We start from the raw sequence: 19,053 nt of genomic DNA on the forward strand, positions 1-19,053 counted from the left end.
TGAACTGCACCCCAGAAGTTGGACATCCATCCAACCTTTGGGGTGTTTTTCATGGCGAAGTACGATGAGCAATTCAAGCTCAGAGTGGTAAGGCAGTACCTGGCCGGTCGAGCCGGCTTCAACGCAATCGCAGCCGAGCATGGTATTGGCCATAGTCTGGTGGAGCGTTGGGTGGCCAGCTACCGACAGCATGGCCGAGACGGGCTGCGCAAAAAATTCAGCCACTACAGCGCCGAATTCAGATTGGCGGTGCTGCGGCGCATGTGGCGAGATGGTTTGTCGATCGGACAGACGGCCGCTTTGTTCGACATTCGCAGCCCTGGCTGCATTGGGGTCTGGGAGCGCCGCTATCATAGTGGCGGTATGGATGCCCTGTCGCCCCGACCTCGCGGGCGCCCCAAGACGATGCCACAAGCCACGCCTCGCAAGCCTGCAACCGACACCCCAGTCCCCGACGACGAGCGCTCCCGCAAGGACTTGCTCAAGGAGATCGAGAACCTGCGCGCGGAGGTGGCGTATCTAAAAAAGCTCGACGCCTTGGTTCAAGCGAACAAGACATCTGCGCAACCCAAAAAGCGCAAATAGTGCTTGAGCTGAGGCAGCAGTATCCATTGGTCGGCTTACTGAAGGCGGCGGGGCTGGCGCGCAGCACGTTTTACTACCAGCAGGCGGTGCTCCAGGCCCAAGACAAGTATGCGGGCCTGAAAGCGCGCATTCGCGACCTCTTCGACCGACACATGGGCCGTTATGGCTACCGCCGCATCACAGCAGCAATCCGGCAAAGCGGCATGATCGTCAACCACAAGACGGTCCAGCGCCTCATGAGCGAGATGGGACTGAAGTCGTTGGTACGGCCAAAGAAATACCGATCCTACAAGGGCACGGTAGGCCGTGTCGCGCCCAACGTTCTGCAACGGCAGTTCCGGGCCAGGCGTCCGAATCAGAAGTGGGTAACCGACGTGACCGAATTCAACGTGGCTGGCGAGAAACTGTACCTCTCCCCGGTGCTGGACCTGTATAACGGCGAAATCATCGCCTACGAGACCGCCCACAGGCCGGCCTTCGAGATGGTGAGCAGCATGCTGAAGAAAGCGTTCCGGCGCCTATGTCCGCAGGACCGGCCGGTCCTGCATTCCGACCAAGGCTGGCAGTACCAGATGCCGGCCTACCAGCGGATGCTCAAGCAGCGCAATATCCGTCCCAGCATGTCACGCAAGGGCAATTGCCTTGACAACGCCGTTATGGAAAGCTTCTTCGGGACCCTGAAGTCCGAGTTCTTCTACCTGAACAAGTTCGCCAGCGTCGAGGAGCTACAGCAAGGCCTGCGCCAATACATTCACTACTACAATCACGACCGCATCAAGCTCAAACTAAAAGGGCTGAGTCCCGTGAAGTACAGAACTCAGCCCTTGGCGGCCTAAGTTACCCGTCCAACTTTACGGGGTCCGTTCACTTCGGGTGCCTTTTTTTGGTGCCTCGGTGCCTTGCTGGCTCTCCCCCTGAATCGCGCAGCCGGGGAGAAAGCAACCCTATGCTTCCGTCAGTTGCTCGATCCAGATTGCCAGACGGTCCGAGGAGAACGATTCGTTGCGGGTACCGGCACGCGCGATGATGGCATCGCCTTCACGCACCAACTGCAGCGCCCCGCCCGCCTCTTCGAGCCACAGCAATGCCGCCAGCCATCCGGCATGTTCGACCGAAACGTCTTCGGCCACTGGCCGGGACACAAACTCGTTAAGCGTGGCGAGCGAGTTCCACGTGATGACATCGCCGTCGCGTCGCACCGCCGCTCCCAGCGTTTCCGCCAGAACGGCCGCCGCATCGCCCGCGCCTCGGCCCGACGCACGCAGCGTGGCCAGCTTCGTGCTCACCGCGTGGCCAAACGATCCGCTGCGCTTGCTCTCGGCACCCACCAGATCGGCATAGTCCAGACGCTGCCAGTCCGGCTCGGCGTTTTTCGCGCCCGCGAGCGACGTGCCGAACAGATATGTGTCCACCGGCTGGAAGCGGCCGGGACCGATCAGGCTGGCGCATATCGCATGGACCATGCCCACTCGCGTGGCCACGGTCTGCTTCTGCAGCACCATCAGCTTTTCTCGTACCAGCTGATCGCGCTCCCTGCGCAGCCCGGACATTTCCAGCGCCTGCTTCAGCTCCATGCGCAGCGCGGTGATGTCCCACGGCTTCTTGATATAGCGATGGATCTGTCCCTGGTTCACAGCCTCGACGGTCTGGTCGAGTTCCGAATAGGCCGTGGTCAGAATCCGCACGATATGCGGATAACGCTCGCGCGCATACCGCAGCAATTCATTGCCGTACTCGCCCGGCATGCGCTGGTCGGAAACCAGCACGGCCAGGCTGTCGGCGTGGGCGTCGAGCAGGGTCTTGCCCTCTTCCACGGATTGGCCGGTCACCACCGGCGCAAGCTGGCCAATGGCACGCTGGAAATATTTGACCGCAGTCGCTTCGTCGTCGACGAACAGAATCGCCGGGGGTGCCTGCGTAGTATTCGGTTCGCTCATCGGTCACTCCTGTGCATACGATTCTTGAAATTGGGGAAATCGAGGGTAACGGTGGTGCCGGCACCAGATGCCGACGCAATGCGAATGCCGCCGCCAAACGACTGCATCACGCGATTGCAGAAAATCATGCCCATGCCGCTGCCGCCCGCGGATGCATGGGTGGTCACGGGGTCCACCAGCAGTCGGCCCATGATCTCGGGCGGAATGCCGGGTCCGTTGTCGGCAATGCGTATTTCGGGGTGCTCGCCCGCCACCACCACAAAGCGCAGCGACGGGTCGCCCACATCGGCCAGCGCGCGCAAGGCGTTGCTCATGACCGACGACAGCACCAGCGCCACGCAATTGGGCAGCGTGGGCACCGGAAAATCGCCCTCTAGCTCCACTTGCACCCAGCTACGCTGATTGTCGGCAAATGGATAGGTATCCAGCAGGGATGCCACGAGGGCGCCCGCACTCACTTCCTGTCCGGCGCCGCGCTTTGGCGCCGCGCCGCCGGCACTGCTGCGCACCGATTGCAGGAACGATGACAGCACCGCCAGGCAATACTGGGCGTTGTCATGCATGGCACTGGCCGCGCGACCGATTTCCTGCTGGCGCTGTTCGCTGTACTCGCCATCGACCCGCGACCCGATACCGAGCGCGAAATTGGCGATGGCCGCCAGCGGCGTGTTCAGTTCATGCGCCAGAAACGCCAGCGTTTCGTCGATGGCCATCAGCCGCTGCTGGCGCACCGCGCGCTCGCGATAGCGCTCGCCCGCCAGGCGCAGAATTTCGCGCACATCGGCCACGCCAATCGGCTTTTCGAGGATGCGGAACACCTCGCCGCTATTGACCGTCTCCAGCAGCATGTCCTTGTCCGCATAGGCCGTGACCAGGATGCGCACGATCTGCGGATATTCCTGCGCTACCTGCCGCAGCAGATCGCCGCCATCGCGGCCAGGCATCCGGAAGTCCGTGACCAGCACCGAAATCCGCGCCTGATGCGCGCGCAGAATGGCCACTGCCTCGTCGGCGCCAGTGGCCGACAGCACTTCGTATTCACTACCGACCGCTCGCGCGAAATACTTGCACGCCATCTCCTCGTCATCGACGTAGAGGATGGTAGGGCGCGTCTGCGTGGTATCCGTCATCACAGCGTCACTCCGCGCGCGGCAGGTCGAAACTGAAGGCGGCCCAATGACCGACTTCGCTTTCGGCGAACAGCACGCCGCCGTGCCGCTCGATCACCGCGTAGCTGATCGACAGTCCCAGACCCAGCCCCTGCCCCACTTCACGTGTGGTGAAGAACGGTTCGAACACGCGGGCCAGGTGCTCGGCGGCAATACCGGGGCCGTTGTCCTTGACCGTCACGTGCAGGCGCTTGTCCTGCCAGCGCACCGTGGTGTGGATGGCCGGATCCTTGGTGCCAACCTTGCGCATGGCCAGCGCGGCATTCGAGAACAGGTTGATCAGCACGCCGATGATGGCCGCTTCGTCGCCCATCACCAGGGTGTCGTCGGGCATTTCGCGCGTCATCTTCACGCCGCGCAACTCGTGCGCGGTCAACCGCTGCGAGGAATCGAGCGCCTTTTCGAACAGGAACGGCGTGCCTTCCACCTCGGCGCCAGGCTTGCGGTAAGCAAAGGTCTTCAGGTCCGACACGATATGCTGGATGCGCTGCATGCCCTGCTTGGCATCGACCAGGCATTCCTCGAGCATCGGCTCGGACTTGGCCGCCGGCTCCTCCATCGCCACCTCGATGGCCATCAGACAGAAGTTCACCGGGTTATTGACCTCGTGCAGGAGACCAGCGGCCAGCGTACCGATGGCAGCCATTTTTTCCTGCTGCAGCATCTGCCCCTTGATATCGACGAGCTTGCGGTTGATGACTTCCAGCTCGGTATTCTTGTCCGCCACCTCGGCCTTCAACCGGAACAGCATGAAGCGCGCGCGTTCATTGAAGAACGTGTACACGCCACTGGCCGCCGCGGCAAACAGCAGGAAGAGTGAATTGACGATGAACGTACCCATCGGCTCGACACCGCCAGGGTGCAGCAGGCACGCCGCGGCGTAGAGCACGTACGACAGGATGCCGAATACCAGGTTCTGCCAGAGTCCGAACGGCAGCGCGATACCCGAGGCAAAGATCGCCAGGTTCAGGCCCACGTAGTAAGGCGACTCCACGCCTTCCGTGCGGGAGATCATCCACGCGATCATGATCTGTGGCAGCAACAGCCATGTCATGGTCAGCCACGGCGCAAAGCGTCGGCCAGCCTGGCTGTACAGCGCCACCACCACGCCCGCGATCATCAACGACACCACAACGCGCGCGATCGCGAACGGCACCTGGAAATGCGGATACTGGCCGTAGTCGAGTCCGACGCCGAGCATCACCAGTGCGATGGCCGTGTACGCGCCGCCCCGGCTGAACGCCAGGCGAAAGTCGGCCAGCTCGGACTGGTAACCGGCGTAAAGCTGGTTGGAACTCATGACCTTGGCGGGTGGCGCCGCCTCTTCTTCGTCGACCACCTCAGCTGATAGTGGCTTCGGCGAAGACATTGACGCCGGTTTCATCGACATAGAGTCGGTGGGCATGCGAGTTCTCCGGCAAAAGCGAGGACATCCCGGCCTCGTCGCGATAGATCAGGTACCACTCCAGCAGATGCTCCATCCCGAATTTTTCGGGATTGTCGGAGTGGACATTGGTAACCAGCAACTGTCCGCCCGGCTTAGAGCGCGACGCAAAATATTGCAGCAGCCGTGAGCACACCTTGTCGGACAGATAGTCGAACAGGCCCGCGCAGTAGACGGCATCGAATTCGCGCAGGCTTGGGTCTTCCATGGAAATGCGCCGCTTGAGAAGGTCGTGCACCGACTGGTGCACCATCTCGACCGACACCTTGCGGCCCGCGCCCGCGGCGGAGCGTTCCACCGAAGCGCGTGTGTATCCGAGCGTTTCATCGCTGAAGTCGATCAGCTGGAACGACAGCAGCTCCGGATTCGGATATTCACGCACGAACCGCTGGATCTCGAACGCCGGCCCGCAGCCCACGTTGAGCAGGCGGAACTGCCGTCCTTCGGCGCGCGCGCGTTCGGCCTGCCGGGTCAGGAAGTCCACCAGCAGGTCGATGCGGTTGCGGTGCGCGGTGGCGACCGCCGCCTTCAGGAACGCGGTATTGACGATCTGGAAGTAGGTGGTGGGACCCTGCTGCGGATCGCTCAGGATCTGGTTCACCATCTCGTAGTCGCCTGCGTATCCGAGCGGCTTGGTGAATGTGCGATATACGAATGGGGCGCGCAGCAGCAGCGGATGCAAGGCAGCCTGGGCATAGGTGCGATGCACCGGTGCGAGTTCCGGGTCCACGCGCTGGGCCTCGTCCTCCAGCCAGTCAAGATAGGTCTTGACCTTGCCCATCAACGGCGTGGCCAGTTCGTAGAACACGTCCTCGCGCAGCCGGCCTTCCTTTTTCGGCAGCGATTCGGTCAGGTCCACCTGCTCCACCCAACGCGAGACTTCCGACAGGAATGCGCGCATTTCGTTGACCACGATCTGATAATCGCGGCGAATATTGAAACGCGTGTCCCAATCCTGCACGAACATTTCGGCTTCGCGAGCCACCGATTTCGGTGCATCGTTCACGTCCGTCAGTTCGCGCCACTCGTCGATCAGCGTCAGCGACACCACCGCGGTCAGGCCCGTGTTCACGAGGCTCATGACCACCGCCTTGCCCAGGTAAGCGTTCTTGGCGCCCATGCGCACGCTCAGCTCGCTCAATACTTCGCTGACCTGGACAATCGAGTAGGGATTGTAGATTTCCATCACCAGCGACTTGCGCTGGAGATTGATGATCGTGCCCCGCACCTGCTCGCCCTGCGAGTTGCGGAAGCTAACTACCGGATCGATTTGCGTTTTGGAGTACACGGTATCGCGCCAGGGAAATCCGAGAAACGCTGCGGGACACGGCGCCAGCGGGCGTCGGCCGGGTACAGCTCAAGGCAAGGGTCTTGCGGCGAAACTACCACTCAGGGAATGCAGCCAATGCTCATATCGATGCGCGTGACCTGTTGCGGGGCGCACGCACCAGCCGGTGTACTCCGGGGCGGCGGCGCCCCTGAGGGTGGGACTGCGGCGAACCATTGTACTGTGGCAATTCTGAACCGTACAACAGTGCACCCGCAGCGTGAAGGGGGGTATGCAAAGGTCAAAAAAAATGAGCCAGCGACAACGCTGGCTCATTTTTCAACTTTGTATTGGAGAAATAACATTTTCTCCACTGGCGACATCAGCGCCAGTCAACCTGTCGTGGCGTGATCAGTCGGCCTTGACGGCTTCCACCTGGATCGCCAGATTCACGTCCTGCTTGAAGCCGTACTTCGCGCCGTAGTCGATGCCAAAGTCGGCACGGTTGAACTGGGCCACGGCGTCGGCGCCGCAGGCTTCACGCTTGAGCATCGGGTGCTGGATGCACTTGAACTCCTTGATCTGGAGCTTGACCGGCTTCGACACGCCGCGCAGCGTCAGCACGCCATCCACTTCGGTCGGCACATCGCCATTGAACTTCGAGAACTTGCCCTTGTACGTGGCATCCGGGAAGGCCTGCACGTCGAACATTTCCGGGCCCTTGGCGTGCTCGTTGAGCTTGTTGTTGCCGAAGTCGATCGAAGCGGCATCGATCTTGATATCGACGGTACCGGCCTTGGCGGTACGATCCAGCGTCACCACGCCGCTGGACTTGTCGAACTTGCCGCGCCACTTCGACAGGCCGCCCAGGTGGTCGGCCTCGAAGCTCGGGTACGTGTGCGTCGGGTCGATGTTGTACGTGCTGGCCGTGGCCATCGCGGTACCGGCGGCGAAGGTGGCGGATGCTGCCGCAACAGCGGCGATCAGGGTGCGCATTTGCATGTTGAGTCTCCCGTCAAGAAGTTGGAGAGGAAGGTCAGTAAAAATCGGCCAAGGAGCTGTGAGCGGGACGGATCCTGCTTCAGCCCTTCTTTGCCGGGGTCACGATATGAAACTTGATCTGGACATCGTCGGCCACGACGGAAGTGTCCTTCCACTCGCCGTCGCCGATATTGAACGTGGTGCGCTTGATGGGCAGCACGCCGTCAAACACCTGGCTGCCGTTTTCCTGCTTGTACGTGGCAGGCACGGTGACGTCGACTGTCTTGCCCTTGATGGTCAGCTTGCCGGCCACGTCGTACTTGCCGGCGGCACCGGCCTTGATGCTGGTCGACTGGAATACGGCCTTCGGATACTTGCCTGCGTCGAACCAGTCCTTGCCCTTCACTTCCTTCGTGGTCTCGGCATCGCCGATCTCGAAGGTCGCCACGTCGATCTCGACCTTGGCCGACGACGTGGCCAGCTTGGCCGGATCGAAGTCGAGGGTTGCATCGAACTTCTTGAACTTGCCTTCCATCGGCACACCGATCTGCTTGGCAGTGGCCGTGACCGAGCTCTTTGCGGCATCGATCTGCGCCCACGCCAGGTTGGCAGCCAGGCCGGCGGTGGCCAGCGCGGCGGCCACGAACATCGTGCCGGGACGGGTCATGCGTTTCATCTGAGACTCCAGTGGTGACTGGCCATCGCGGCCGGTTGGTCGGGCAATGCGGTTGGGTAACGGCTGCGGCTTAGCGCAGGAACGGGATCATGCGGCCCAGCGTGCCATCGCGATCGATCACCTGATGCTTGATGGCGGCGGCGGCATGGATCACGACGATCGTCGCCATGAAGTAGTTCAGCCAGACGTGGGCAAACTTCAGGATCGGCTTGAGCGTGTCACTGGCCTCGATCAGCGGCGGCAGCTTCCACAGACCCAGGTACACCACGGGCACGCCCGCCGCCGAACTGTAGAGATAGCCGGTGATCGGCACGATCAGGATCAGCACGTAAAGCAGATGGTGCGCGGCGGCGGCGGCCTTGGCCTGCCAGGCCGGAGTGCCCGGCGCCACGGCCGGCGCGGCGTGGGTGGCGCGCCAGATCACGCGCAGCACGGCCACGATGAAGATCGTCACGCCCAGCCACTTGTGCCACGAGAACAGCTTGAGCTTGGTTGGCGTCAGGCCGGGAATGCCCGTCATGTACAGGCCAAGGCCGAACGCCGCAAAGATGCCGAATGCGATCAGCCAGTGCAGCCCGATGGCCGTGGCGGTGTACGTCGCCTGGCCCCCCGGCCTGGATGCTTGGTAGCCCATCTCAATCAATCCCTTCGATCTTTGTTGTTTATTCTGATGCAGCGGCGGCGTGCCTGCACGGTTGCTGTACCGGTCCGGTCATTCGCCGACAATTCTTGCATTATTAGGTGACCGGCATCGGCTTGGAAGCGCCGAACTTCATGAAGTTGTTCAAATCATTTGATGTGTCGACGTGTCGCACCCTCCGCACGGGAACCGATCGTAGCGCGGCTGGCGCCGGTATGGCACTGGCTCCAGGTATCAGTCGGGTAACTTCTTTCGAAACCTGCGTGAAAAATAAAAAAGGCCGACCCGAAGGTCAGCCCTTGTTGCACCGGCGCCACTTGCGCGGCGCCGTCGGCGGTTTCGATAGTCGCCGTCAGATGCGATTGGCCAGTTCCACGGCCTTGCCGATGTAGCTGCCCGGCGTCATTTCCAGCAGCAGCTTCTTGGCGTCGTCGGGAATCGCCAGGCCTTGCACGAACGTCTGCAGCGCCTCGCGCGAAATGCCCTTGCCGCGGGTCAGTTCCTTGAGCTGCTCGTACGGGTTGGGCACGCCAAAGCGGCGCATCACGGTCTGCACCGGCTCGGCCAGCACTTCCCAGCAGTTGTCCAGGTCGTCGTTCAGGCGTTCGGGGTTGGTTTCCAGCTTGCCCAGACCGCGCAGGCAGGCCTCGTAGGCCAGCAGGCTGTAACCAAAGGCCACGCCCATGTTGCGCAGCACGGTGGAATCGGTCAGGTCACGCTGCCAGCGCGAGACCGGCAGCTTTTCCGACAGGTGGCGCAGCACGGCATTGGCCAGGCCAACGTTGCCTTCCGAATTCTCGAAGTCGATCGGGTTGACCTTGTGCGGCATCGTCGAAGATCCGATTTCGCCCGCCTTGGTTTTCTGCTTGAAGTAACCCAGCGCGATATAGCCCCACACGTCGCGGTTCAGGTCCAGCAGGATCGTGTTGGCGCGCGCGATGGCATCGAACAGCTCGGCCATGTAGTCGTGCGGCTCGATCTGGATGGTGTACGGGTTGAACGTCAGGCCCAGGCGCTGCTCGATCACCTGCTTCGAGAACGACTCCCAGTCGAACGACGGGTAGGCCGACAGATGTGCGTTGTAGTTACCCACCGCGCCATTCATCTTGCCCAGCAGTTCCACGCGCTCGACGCGCTCGATGGCGCGTGCCAGGCGGGCCGCCACGTTGGCAATTTCCTTGCCCAGCGTGGTCGGGCTGGCCGGCTGGCCATGCGTGCGCGACAACATCGGCTGCGTGGCGTTGAGCTTGGCCAGTTCCACCAGGCGGGCCTGCACGCGCTTGAGCGCCGGCACGATCACGCCGTCACGGGCGCCCTTGAGCATCATGCCGTGCGACGTGTTGTTGATATCTTCCGAGGTGCAGGCAAAGTGGATGAACTCGCTGGCGGCTTCCAGCTCGGCGTTCCCCTTGACCTGCTCCTTGAGCCAGTATTCGACGGCCTTCACGTCATGGTTCGTGACGGCTTCGATTTCCTTGATGCGGGCCGCGTGGTCTTCGGTGAAGTTGTCCACCAGCGACTGCAGCTTCGCCTCCGAAGCGGCCGAGAACTTCGGCACATCGGGCAGGCCTGCCTGGGCCAGCGCGATCAGCCAGTTCACTTCCACCTTGACGCGGTTGCGCATGAAGGCCGCTTCGGACAGCCATTCACGCAATGCATCGGCCTTGGCGGCATAGCGGCCATCGATGGGAGACAGGGCGGTGAGCGGCGAAAGGGAAGACGTGGACATGCTGGCAACCGGGAGAAAAGAGATATCGGAAGGTTCGGGCGGGGGCGCGGAACCGGACGGATAGCGACCAAAACAAGCGCCATCTTGGGCGCCTCGAAGCGGCGGATGCGCCGCCCAACCCGCCCATGCAGGGCCGGTCCGGCGTGGCCACGCACAGCGGCCGCCAAACGCGCAACGCGGGATTTTACCATCGCACCAAGGCGCTGTGCGGCTCCCCTCCACAGTTCCGGCCACCAGCGTGCGCAAGGCCGCATTGGCGCCGCATTCCCGTCACTCCGCATGTATACTCGCGCTCGCTCATCCATTAGCCTGTTATGAAGTTCATCGGGCACGCCGCCGCGCCTGCCAGCGCACCACGTGCCAAAGAGCGCCGATGCACTTCATAACAAGCTCAAGGGGAGAACATGAAGCTGTATGCGTCCCAGACCAGCCCGTATGCGCGCAAGGTGCGCGTGGTGCTGGCGGAGAAGAAGATCGACTACCAGATGATCGAGGAGAACGTCTGGTCGCCCGACACCACCATTGGTCAGTTCAACCCGCTCGGCAAGGTGCCGTGCCTGATCATGGAAGACGGCGGCGCGGTCTTCGATTCGCGCGTGATTGCCGAATACGCCGACACGCTGTCGCCGGTGAGCCGCCTGATTCCGCAAGGCGGGCGCGAACGGCTGGAAGTGCGCTGCTGGGAAGCGCTTGCCGATGGCCTGCTCGACGCGGCACTGCTGGTACGCCTGGAAGGCACGCAACGCCAACCGGCCGAGCGCAGCGAAAGCTGGGTAGCACGCCAGCGCGGCAAGATCGACGCCGCCCTGGCTGCGATGTCGAAGGGCCTGGCCGACAAGCCGTGGTGCACCGGCATCCACTACACGCTGGCTGACGTATCCGTCGGCTGCGCGCTGGCCTATCTGGACTTCCGCTTCCCGGACATCGCCTGGCGCGACCAGTATGCCAACCTGGTGGCCTTCCAGGACAAGATCGAGAAGCGCCAGTCGTTTATCGACACGGAACCGCCGAAGGCCTGACCTGCCGGCGAATTCCGCCATCGCTCTGACACATACTGTCTGCGCGATGCGCGCAGTAAGCCAAAGCAAAAAGGGGCCATTGGCCCCTTTTCAACTTACTGAATAATCCCCCCGCCCAGACAAATCTCCCCGTCATACAGCACGGCGGATTGTCCCGGTGTCACGGCCCACTGCGCTTCCGCGAACGACAGCCTCAACGCATCGCCCTCGGCCTTCAGGACCGTGCAAGCCGCATCGCTCTGCCGATAGCGCGTCTTCGCAGCCATCGTCGCACCGGTAGTTGGCGGTTCGCCGGCCACCCACGACAAATCCGCCGCGTCGAGTTCCGGCTTCAGCAGCCACGGGTGATCGTGGCCCTGCACGACGTAGAGCGTGTTCGCGGCCATGTCCTTGCGCGCCACGTACCACGCGTCGCCGCTGCCGTCCCTGCTGCCGCCCAGGCCGATGCCCTTGCGCTGGCCCAGCGTGTAGAACGCCAGGCCGATATGTTCGCCGACGACCTTGCCTTCGTCGGTCATCATCGGACCCGGCTTGGTCGGCAGGTAGCGGTTCAGGAAGTCCCGGAACGGACGTTCGCCGATGAAGCAGATACCCGTGGAGTCCTTCTTCTTGGCGTTCGGCAGGCCGATGTCCGCGGCGATTTCGCGCACACGGGTCTTCGGAATCTCGCCAAGCGGGAACATCGTGCGCGATAGCTGCGCCTGGTTCAGCCGGTGCAGGAAGTAGCTCTGGTCCTTGGTGTGGTCGAATGCCTTCAGCAGCTCGAACTTGCCGCTGGATGCCTGACGCACGCGCGCATAGTGACCCGTGGCGATCAGATCCGCGCCCAGGGACATCGCGTGGTCCAGAAAGGCTTTGAACTTGATCTCGGCATTGCAGAGCACGTCCGGGTTGGGCGTGCGGCCCGCCGAGTATTCGCGCAGGAAATCGGCGAACACGCGGTCCTTGTATTCGGCCGCGAAGTTGACGGCTTCCACATCGACGCCGATGACGTCGGCCACCGACGCCACGTCGAGCCAGTCCTGGCGCGTGGAGCAATACTCGCTGTCGTCATCGTCTTCCCAGTTCTTCATGAACAGGCCGATGACTTCATACCCCTGCTGCTTGAGCAGCCAGGCCGTGACCGACGAATCGACGCCGCCCGACATGCCTACCACCACTCGCTTGCCGCTCACGATGCCACTCCCGGCGCCGCGCCCGATACCGTCGCGGCGGGGTTGCCGATAGCGGTGGGATGCGCGTGCAGCACGTCCAGCGCAAAACGCTTGCCGGCCAGGTAATCGTCGACGCAGACCATCACCAGCGGTGAACGATGCTGGCCGATGCAGGCGCGCAACTCCTCGGCCGTCATCCACACGGTACGCACGATGCCGGTATCGAGTTGACGGCCCGAGTCGAGCGAACCGAGATCGCCGGTAAAGGCAAAGCGGATGTAGGTGGTATCGCCGCCGTCGCGCGACGAACGGCCCCGGCTCATATAGCAGCCAAGCAGCGCACGCGGTTCGAACGTGTGCGCGGTTTCTTCCAGCGTTTCGCGGATGACGGCGCAGATCAGGCTTTCACCCGGCTCCAGGTGACCCGCGGGCTGGTTGAAGCGCAGGCCATCCGCGGTTTCCTCTTCCACCAGCAGGAAACGGCCACCCCGTTCGATGACGGCGGCAACCGTGACGCTAGCATTCCATTCACGTGACATGATGCACATTTTTTAAGCAATCCGGCATTTTACCGGTTGCCGTTGGAACGTGCATTGTCCGCGGAGTTTCAGGCCGCTTCCGCTGTCAGCATCGGAGGCAGCAAGGCCAGCACCGCCTCGATCTGGGCGACAAGTGCCTTTGACGCCGGTGTCAGCGGCCGGCGCACCTCGGCCGTGGTCATACCGCAAAGCGACAGGGCGGCCTTGACCGGAGCGGGATTCGGCTCGGCGAACATCAGGCCGATCAGCGGCGACAACTGGCGGAACAGCGCGCGGGCCGCTTCATCGCGGCCGGTACGCGCATAGTGCAGCAGGCGGATGAACAGGTCTGGCCGCACGTGGGCGGCGGCGGGCACGATGCCTTGGCCGCCCCGCAACAGATGGTCGAGCATCGACGCATCGTCGCCGCAATACACGCCGATCAGGTCCTGCATGGCCAGAGTCCGCATGCCCGCCACATCGCATTCCTTGATGGCGACGATTTGCGGATGGGACGCGAGCCGCCACGCCAGTTCGGGCGAAATCGTGCAGCCTGTGCGCCGGGGCACGTTGTAGAGCATCAGCGGCCTGCCGGTCTGGGCGGCCACGCTGCGCATGTGCCAGGTGATGCCTTCGTCCGATACGCGCAGGTAGTACGGCGGTGGCACCAGATAGCCGGCCAAAGGCAGGCGGTCGAGCTTGCGCACCTGATCGCATACCGCATGCGTGGCTACACCGCCCACGCCCGCCATGACCGGCAGTGTGCCGTCCACAGCTTCGAGTACCGCGGCCGCCAGCATGAAGCGTTCGGCGTCGGTCAGCAGACCGCCCTCGCCCGTCGTGCCAAGAACGATCAGGCCATCGACGCCCGCCGCCGCGTAATGCGATGCCAGCCGCTGTGCCGCGTCGAGGTCCACCTGGTCTTTGCGCAGCGGGGTAACCATCGGCAGCCACAGGCCATCCGCAAAGACACCACGCTGCGTGTCAATGCGCGCCATGATCGTCTCCGAGCACCGAGGCCACGCCGAACTCCGCGGCAGGCAGCGCCTCCATGATCGCGTGCATCGCGGCATCACGATCGGCACGTTCCACTTCCACATGCAGCGTGGTCTCGCCGTTGCGATGGTCGACTTCCACCACGTAGATGCGCGCCATGTTGCCGATCGCGCGATGCATCGTCTGGCGCAGCGCAAACACCTGCGCCGACGATACGGCCAGGCGCAGACGGATCCATTGATCCTGGGGAATGGCACGGCGTCGCGGAACCGATGCAAACGCCACGGCGAGACTCGATGACTGTCGCATGAAGCGAAGATCCGCGCGGGGCGGATCGTCTGTTGAAGATGCGTTCAATGCTAGGGAGCCCGGCATCAATTTGATGCAGCGTTTGGCAAGCCGGATGTCAAGAATGCGTAAAGACAGTGAATCGGCAGAAAATGCCCTGGCGCCCCCCTCTCCCATAAGTGGAAAAAGGGGGAGAAAGCGCCGGGAATCAGAACGTCTTCGTGATCGATGCGAATGCCGTCGACTTGCCCAGATAGCGGCCGCGCGTATTCGTGTAGACGGTCTTGTTTGCATCGGTACCGATATACGCGACAGACAGCGAGAAACCCTTGCCCAGGTCTTTCGTCAGGCCGATCTTCCAGTCGGTGTATGACGCATCGCTGAAGTGCTGCACGCCCTGATAACCCACATGCGCGTTCAGCGTCAGGTCCCACACATTCAGCGGCACATTGGCCGACAGATCGATGTAGTAGCTGTTCTTGCTATCGGCAAACCCGAAGAGGTTGGTCACCGCATGCGAGTACTTCAGGAATACCGGACCCCATCCGATGCCGGCGTACAGCTCGGTCGTGTACGGGCGCGTGGCCGTGTAGCCGCCCGGATAGTAGTACTCGAGCACGCCAACGTCATAGTTGATGTCCTGGCCACCGACCGTGAACTTGTTCTTGAAACCGCCATAGAAATCCATCTCGATCGGTGCGGAGACTGAAGAATCGGCATCGCCGAGCCAACTGATACTCGAGTTCCAGTTACCGACGTAGAAGCCGCTTTCATGCGCATAGTCGAAGCCGCCCTGGATGGCCGGACGCCGGTCGGTCTGGCTGATCCCGCGGTAACGGTAGTCGGATACCACCGACACGTTGGCCGTGAACGTGTGCGGCGATGCCGGCTCTGCGGTGTCTGTCGGAGCCTGCTGGGCGAATGCGTTGGAAAACGGGGCGGCAAGCAGGATGGCGGCGGCCAGCGTGGCCGGTGCCGAAGTCATCAGGCGGGTTGCAATCATTAATGAAAAATCGTGAGCGCGTTTGAAGGAAAAAACGCCTCGAATGAGACGTGTGCGCCACGATACGCAGCCACGCATCAAATCGGCATCAAGATTGCGAGTGATGCCGATGTCATTCAATAAAGACCAATATTCGATGGAATCCGATGTGCATGAAACGAGTCATTTCATGAGGAGCAAAAATAAGTCTCGACCACGCCACAAATCTCCGACCGGTCAGTCACCATCGAACGTAAGTTTCGGGTAAGCTGCGCAAAAATTGGTGTGTTCTTTTGCAATGCACCAACGGGCGAGGACGTTGGCCCGACCACGATTACGAACGACGCCAGACAGGAGAAATTGACGATGCATATCGGTATCCCGCTTGAGACGCGGGCAGGTGAGACGCGTGTCGCCGCCACCCCGGAGACCGTCAAGAAGTACATCGCGCAGGGCCATCAGGTGACGGTGCAAGCCGGCGCTGGCGTACGCGCCAGTATTCCCGACGCGGCGTTCGAAGCTGCCGGTGCCCGCATTGGGTCGGCCGCCGATGCGCTGGGTGCCGAGCTGGTGCTGAAGGTCCGTGCGCCCGACGATGCCGAGCGTGCGCAGATGAGGTCCGGCTCCGTACTGGTCGGCATGCTCAATCCGTTCGACATCGAAAACAACGCCCGCATGGCCAGCTCCGCGATTACCGCGTTCGCGCTGGAAGCCGCGCCGCGCACTACGCGCGCGCAAAGCATGGACGTGCTGTCGTCGCAAGCCAACATCGCCGGCTACAAGGCCGTGCTGGTGGCCGCGCATCACTATCAGCGCTTCATGCCGATGCTGATGACCGCGGCGGGCACCGTAAAGGCCGCGCGCGTGCTGATCCTCGGCGCCGGCGTGGCCGGCCTGCAGGCGATTGCCACGGCCAAGCGCCTTGGCGCCGTGATCGAGGCCTCCGACGTGCGCCCCGCTGTGAAAGAGCAGATCGAATCGCTCGGCGCCAAATTCCTGGATGTGCCATTCGTGACGGACGAAGAGCGCGAGATCGCGCAAGGCGTGGGCGGCTATGCGCGCCCCATGCCGGCCGACTGGATGCGCCGTCAAGCCGAACTGGTGCACCAGCGCGCCACGCAGGCCGATATCGTCATCACCACGGCGCTGATCCCCGGCCGCAAGGCGCCCGTGCTGCTGGCCGAAGACACGGTCAAGCAGATGAAGCCCGGTTCGGTCGTGGTCGACCTGGCTGCCGCGCAAGGCGGCAACTGCCCGCTGACGGTGGCCGACGAGGTAGTGGAGCGTCACGGCGTCGTCCTGATCGGCCATACGAACCTTGCCAGCATGGTTGCCGCCGACGCATCCGCGCTCTACGCGCGCAATGTGCTGGACTTCCTGAAGCTGATCGTCGACAAGGACGGGCGCTACACGCTGAACCTTGAAGACGACATCGTCGCCGCCTGCCTGATGTGCAAGGACGGCCAGGTCGTCAGGCAGCAGGCCGCCTGAAATTCCACCCCGATGAAGCCGTGACGCGGACAGAGCCGTCCGTGTCGCGGCAGCCGCGTCCCGGCGTGCCTTGACCCCGCAGTTTTGATTCTTGCAGTCCCCGTGGACGCGATGCACAGCGGCAAGTATTCGAAAGCAACGGAGGAGAAGTCGATGGAGATGGTGAACCACACGGTGATCAACCTGATCATCTTCGTGCTGGCAATCTATGTGGGGTATCACGTGGTGTGGACGGTCACGCCCGCGCTGCACACCCCGCTGATGGCCGTGACCAACGCAATTTCGGCCATCATCATCGTCGGCGCCATGCTGGCGGCCGGCCTGACTGAAGGTGGCGTGGGCCGCGTCATGGGTACGCTGGCCGTGGCGCTGGCCGCGGTGAACGTGTTCGGTGGCTTCCTGGTGACCCAGCGCATGCTGGAGATGTTCAAGAAGAAGGAGCCAAAGGCGAAGGCCGGGGCTGAAGCCGCCAAGGGAGGTGCGTGATGGAAGGCATCAGCATGAACCTTGTGACGCTGCTGTACCTGGTGGCGTCGGTCTGTTTCATCCAGGCCCTGAAGGGACTTTCCCACCCCGCATCGGCCCGCAAGGGCAACGCGTTCGGCATGATCGGCATGGCGATTGCCGTGGTGACCACGCTGGTGCTGATCGTCAAGCTCAAGAACGAGTTCCTGGCAGTGGGTGCGGCGCAGTCGTCGGTTGGTACCGGCCTGGCGCTGATCTTCGGCGCGCTGGTCGTGGGCGGCGGTATCGGCGCCTACGTGGCGCGCAAGGTCGAGATGACCAAGATGCCCGAACTGGTGGCGGCCATGCACTCGCTGATCGGTCTGGCCGCGGTGTTCATCGCCGTGGCTGCCGTGGCGGAGCCGGCTGCATTCGGCATCACACCGGCCGGCTCGCACGCGATTCCGGTGGGCAATCGCATCGAACTGTTCATCGGCTGCTTTGTCGGCGCGATCACGTTCTCGGGTTCCGTCATCGCCTTCGGCAAGCTGTCCGGCCGCTACAAGTTCCGCCTGTTCCAGGGCGCACCGGTGGTTTTTGCCGGACAGCACTGGCTGAACCTGCTGCTGGCCGTCGCCATGATCGGCTTCGGGATCATCTTCTTCATGTCGCAGGCCTGGCTGCCGTTCCTGATCATGCTGGCCATCGCCTTCGTGCTGGGCGTACTAATCATCATTCCGATTGGCGGTGCCGACATGCCCGTGGTGGTGTCGATGCTGAACTCGTACTCGGGCTGGGCGGCGGCAGGTATCGGCTTCTCGCTGAACAATCCGATGCTGATCATTGCCGGCTCGCTGGTGGGATCTTCCGGTGCCATCCTCTCGTACATCATGTGCAAGGCGATGAACCGCTCGTTCTTCAACGTGATCCTGGGCGGCTTCGGCGCCGAAGCCTCGGCCGGCGCCACGGCTGGCGCACAAGCGCAGCGCAACGTGAAGTCCGGCTCGGCCGATGATGCTGCCTTCGTCATGAGCAACGCCGAAACCGTGATCATCGTGCCGGGCTACGGCCTGGCGGTAGCACGCGCTCAGCATGCACTTAAGGAATTGACCGAGAAGCTGACCGAGCACGGCGTGACGGTGAAGTACGCCATCCACCCGGTGGCAGGCCGCATGCCCGGCCACATGAACGTGCTGCTGGCCGAAGCCGAGGTGCCGTACGACCAGGTCTTCGAGATGGAGGACATCAACAGCGAGTTTGGGCAGGCCGACGTGGTGCTGGTGCTGGGCGCCAACGACGTGGTCAACCCGGCCGCCAAGACCGATCCGCAATCGCCCATCGCCGGCATGCCGATCCTGGAAGCGTACAAGGCCAAGACCATCATCGTGAACAAGCGCTCGATGGCTTCCGGCTACGCGGGCCTGGACAACGAGCTGTTCTACATGGACAAGACCATGATGGTGTTCGGCGACGCCAAGAAGGTGGTTGAGGACATGTTCAAGGCCGTCGACTAATCTGTCGTTAATGTTGTCAGGCAGTGTCCGTCAGGCCCGCGTTTTTGCCATGTGAATAAAGCAACGCGCAGACCTGTAATCAATAAAATCAAACCACTGCGGCCAGCAACCAACGCTGGCCGCTTCCTTTTGTGCCGTCTGTTTGCGCACGCAGGTGCAGGCGCTATACTGGCTTGCCCCATTGTTTTTCCCTCTTGCGGCCGGTGGCCTGATTTGATC

Annotated in this window: 18 protein-coding genes; 5 read left to right on the forward strand and 13 right to left on the reverse strand. The window is 62.5% G+C overall.

Annotated features, from left to right (window positions below; genetic code table 11):
• Positions 1–51: 51 nt before the first annotated feature.
• Positions 52–1,421, forward strand: a protein-coding gene (locus AC3FLX_RS24410; RefSeq protein ID WP_488693732.1) for an IS3 family transposase whose coding sequence is annotated in 2 segments (ribosomal slippage) — positions 52–520 and positions 520–1,421 — 1,371 coding nt in all. Because the reading frame shifts where the segments join, the coding sequence is not laid out codon by codon here.
• A gap of 108 nt (positions 1,422–1,529) precedes the next feature.
• Here AC3FLX_RS24410 and AC3FLX_RS24415 read toward each other — a convergent pair.
• The 8 genes from AC3FLX_RS24415 to purB form a co-directional block, all read right to left on the reverse strand.
• Positions 1,530–2,522: a response regulator gene (locus tag AC3FLX_RS24415; protein WP_488699896.1), complete on the reverse strand. Its 993-nt coding sequence runs from the start codon at positions 2,520–2,522 to the stop codon at positions 1,530–1,532.
• On the reverse strand, positions 2,519–3,652 hold the full coding sequence (locus AC3FLX_RS24420) for an ATP-binding protein (RefSeq protein ID WP_488699897.1): 1,134 nt from the start codon (positions 3,650–3,652) through the stop codon (positions 2,519–2,521). Before AC3FLX_RS24420 ends, AC3FLX_RS24415 begins: the two co-directional genes overlap by 4 nt.
• Before the next feature lie 7 nt (positions 3,653–3,659).
• Positions 3,660–4,991, reverse strand: coding sequence for a sensor histidine kinase (locus AC3FLX_RS24425; RefSeq protein ID WP_488700044.1), 1,332 nt, complete (start codon positions 4,989–4,991; stop codon positions 3,660–3,662).
• Positions 4,992–5,031: 40 nt separating this feature from the next.
• On the reverse strand, positions 5,032–6,423 hold the full coding sequence (locus AC3FLX_RS24430; RefSeq protein WP_488699898.1) for a class I SAM-dependent methyltransferase: 1,392 nt from the start codon (positions 6,421–6,423) through the stop codon (positions 5,032–5,034).
• A gap of 390 nt (positions 6,424–6,813) precedes the next feature.
• Positions 6,814–7,404, reverse strand: coding sequence for a YceI family protein (locus AC3FLX_RS24435; RefSeq protein WP_488699899.1), 591 nt, complete (start codon positions 7,402–7,404; stop codon positions 6,814–6,816).
• 79 nt (positions 7,405–7,483) lie between these two features.
• Positions 7,484–8,059: a YceI family protein gene (locus AC3FLX_RS24440; protein WP_488699900.1), complete on the reverse strand. Its 576-nt coding sequence runs from the start codon at positions 8,057–8,059 to the stop codon at positions 7,484–7,486.
• Positions 8,060–8,129: 70 nt separating this feature from the next.
• Complete coding sequence (locus tag AC3FLX_RS24445; protein ID WP_488699902.1) at positions 8,130–8,693, reverse strand: cytochrome b; 564 nt, start codon at positions 8,691–8,693, stop codon at positions 8,130–8,132.
• 358 nt (positions 8,694–9,051) lie between these two features.
• Positions 9,052–10,428 (reverse strand): adenylosuccinate lyase, encoded by a 1,377-nt coding sequence (gene purB / locus AC3FLX_RS24450; RefSeq protein WP_488699903.1) that lies wholly within the window; start codon positions 10,426–10,428, stop codon positions 9,052–9,054.
• A gap of 404 nt (positions 10,429–10,832) precedes the next feature.
• Between purB and AC3FLX_RS24455 the strand changes: the two genes are divergently transcribed.
• Positions 10,833–11,447, forward strand: coding sequence for a glutathione S-transferase C-terminal domain-containing protein (locus AC3FLX_RS24455; protein ID WP_488699904.1), 615 nt, complete (start codon positions 10,833–10,835; stop codon positions 11,445–11,447).
• A 95-nt stretch (positions 11,448–11,542) separates the two neighbouring features.
• On the opposite strand, the gene mnmA is transcribed toward AC3FLX_RS24455, so the two are convergent.
• The 5 genes from mnmA to AC3FLX_RS24480 form a co-directional block, all read right to left on the reverse strand.
• Positions 11,543–12,622, reverse strand: a complete 1,080-nt coding sequence (mnmA, locus tag AC3FLX_RS24460) for a tRNA 2-thiouridine(34) synthase MnmA (RefSeq protein ID WP_488699905.1) — start codon at positions 12,620–12,622, stop codon at positions 11,543–11,545.
• Positions 12,619–13,149, reverse strand: coding sequence for an NUDIX hydrolase (locus tag AC3FLX_RS24465; protein ID WP_488699906.1), 531 nt, complete (start codon positions 13,147–13,149; stop codon positions 12,619–12,621). The genes mnmA and AC3FLX_RS24465 overlap by 4 nt, the downstream gene beginning before the upstream one ends.
• A 59-nt stretch (positions 13,150–13,208) precedes the next feature.
• Positions 13,209–14,117, reverse strand: coding sequence for a 4-hydroxy-tetrahydrodipicolinate synthase (gene dapA, locus AC3FLX_RS24470; protein ID WP_488699907.1), 909 nt, complete (start codon positions 14,115–14,117; stop codon positions 13,209–13,211).
• Entirely contained in the window at positions 14,104–14,424 is a 321-nt protein-coding gene (locus AC3FLX_RS24475) for a hypothetical protein (RefSeq protein WP_488699908.1), read from the reverse strand. The genes dapA and AC3FLX_RS24475 overlap by 14 nt, the downstream gene beginning before the upstream one ends.
• A gap of 187 nt (positions 14,425–14,611) precedes the next feature.
• Positions 14,612–15,406 (reverse strand): TorF family putative porin, encoded by a 795-nt coding sequence (locus tag AC3FLX_RS24480; protein WP_488699909.1) that lies wholly within the window; start codon positions 15,404–15,406, stop codon positions 14,612–14,614.
• A gap of 345 nt (positions 15,407–15,751) precedes the next feature.
• Here AC3FLX_RS24480 and AC3FLX_RS24485 point away from each other — a divergent pair, with 345 nt between their 5' ends.
• From AC3FLX_RS24485 to AC3FLX_RS24495, 3 genes are all read left to right on the forward strand, one after another.
• On the forward strand, positions 15,752–16,876 hold the full coding sequence (locus AC3FLX_RS24485; RefSeq protein ID WP_488699910.1) for a Re/Si-specific NAD(P)(+) transhydrogenase subunit alpha: 1,125 nt from the start codon (positions 15,752–15,754) through the stop codon (positions 16,874–16,876).
• Between the two features lie 153 nt (positions 16,877–17,029).
• Positions 17,030–17,362, forward strand: a complete 333-nt coding sequence (locus tag AC3FLX_RS24490) for an NAD(P) transhydrogenase subunit alpha part 2 (protein WP_488699911.1) — start codon at positions 17,030–17,032, stop codon at positions 17,360–17,362.
• Positions 17,362–18,834 (forward strand): NAD(P)(+) transhydrogenase (Re/Si-specific) subunit beta, encoded by a 1,473-nt coding sequence (locus AC3FLX_RS24495; protein WP_488699912.1) that lies wholly within the window; start codon positions 17,362–17,364, stop codon positions 18,832–18,834. The genes AC3FLX_RS24490 and AC3FLX_RS24495 overlap by 1 nt, the downstream gene beginning before the upstream one ends.
• The last annotated feature ends 219 nt before the right edge of the window (positions 18,835–19,053 follow it).

The organism is Cupriavidus sp. 291-E7 (assembly GCF_057798835.1).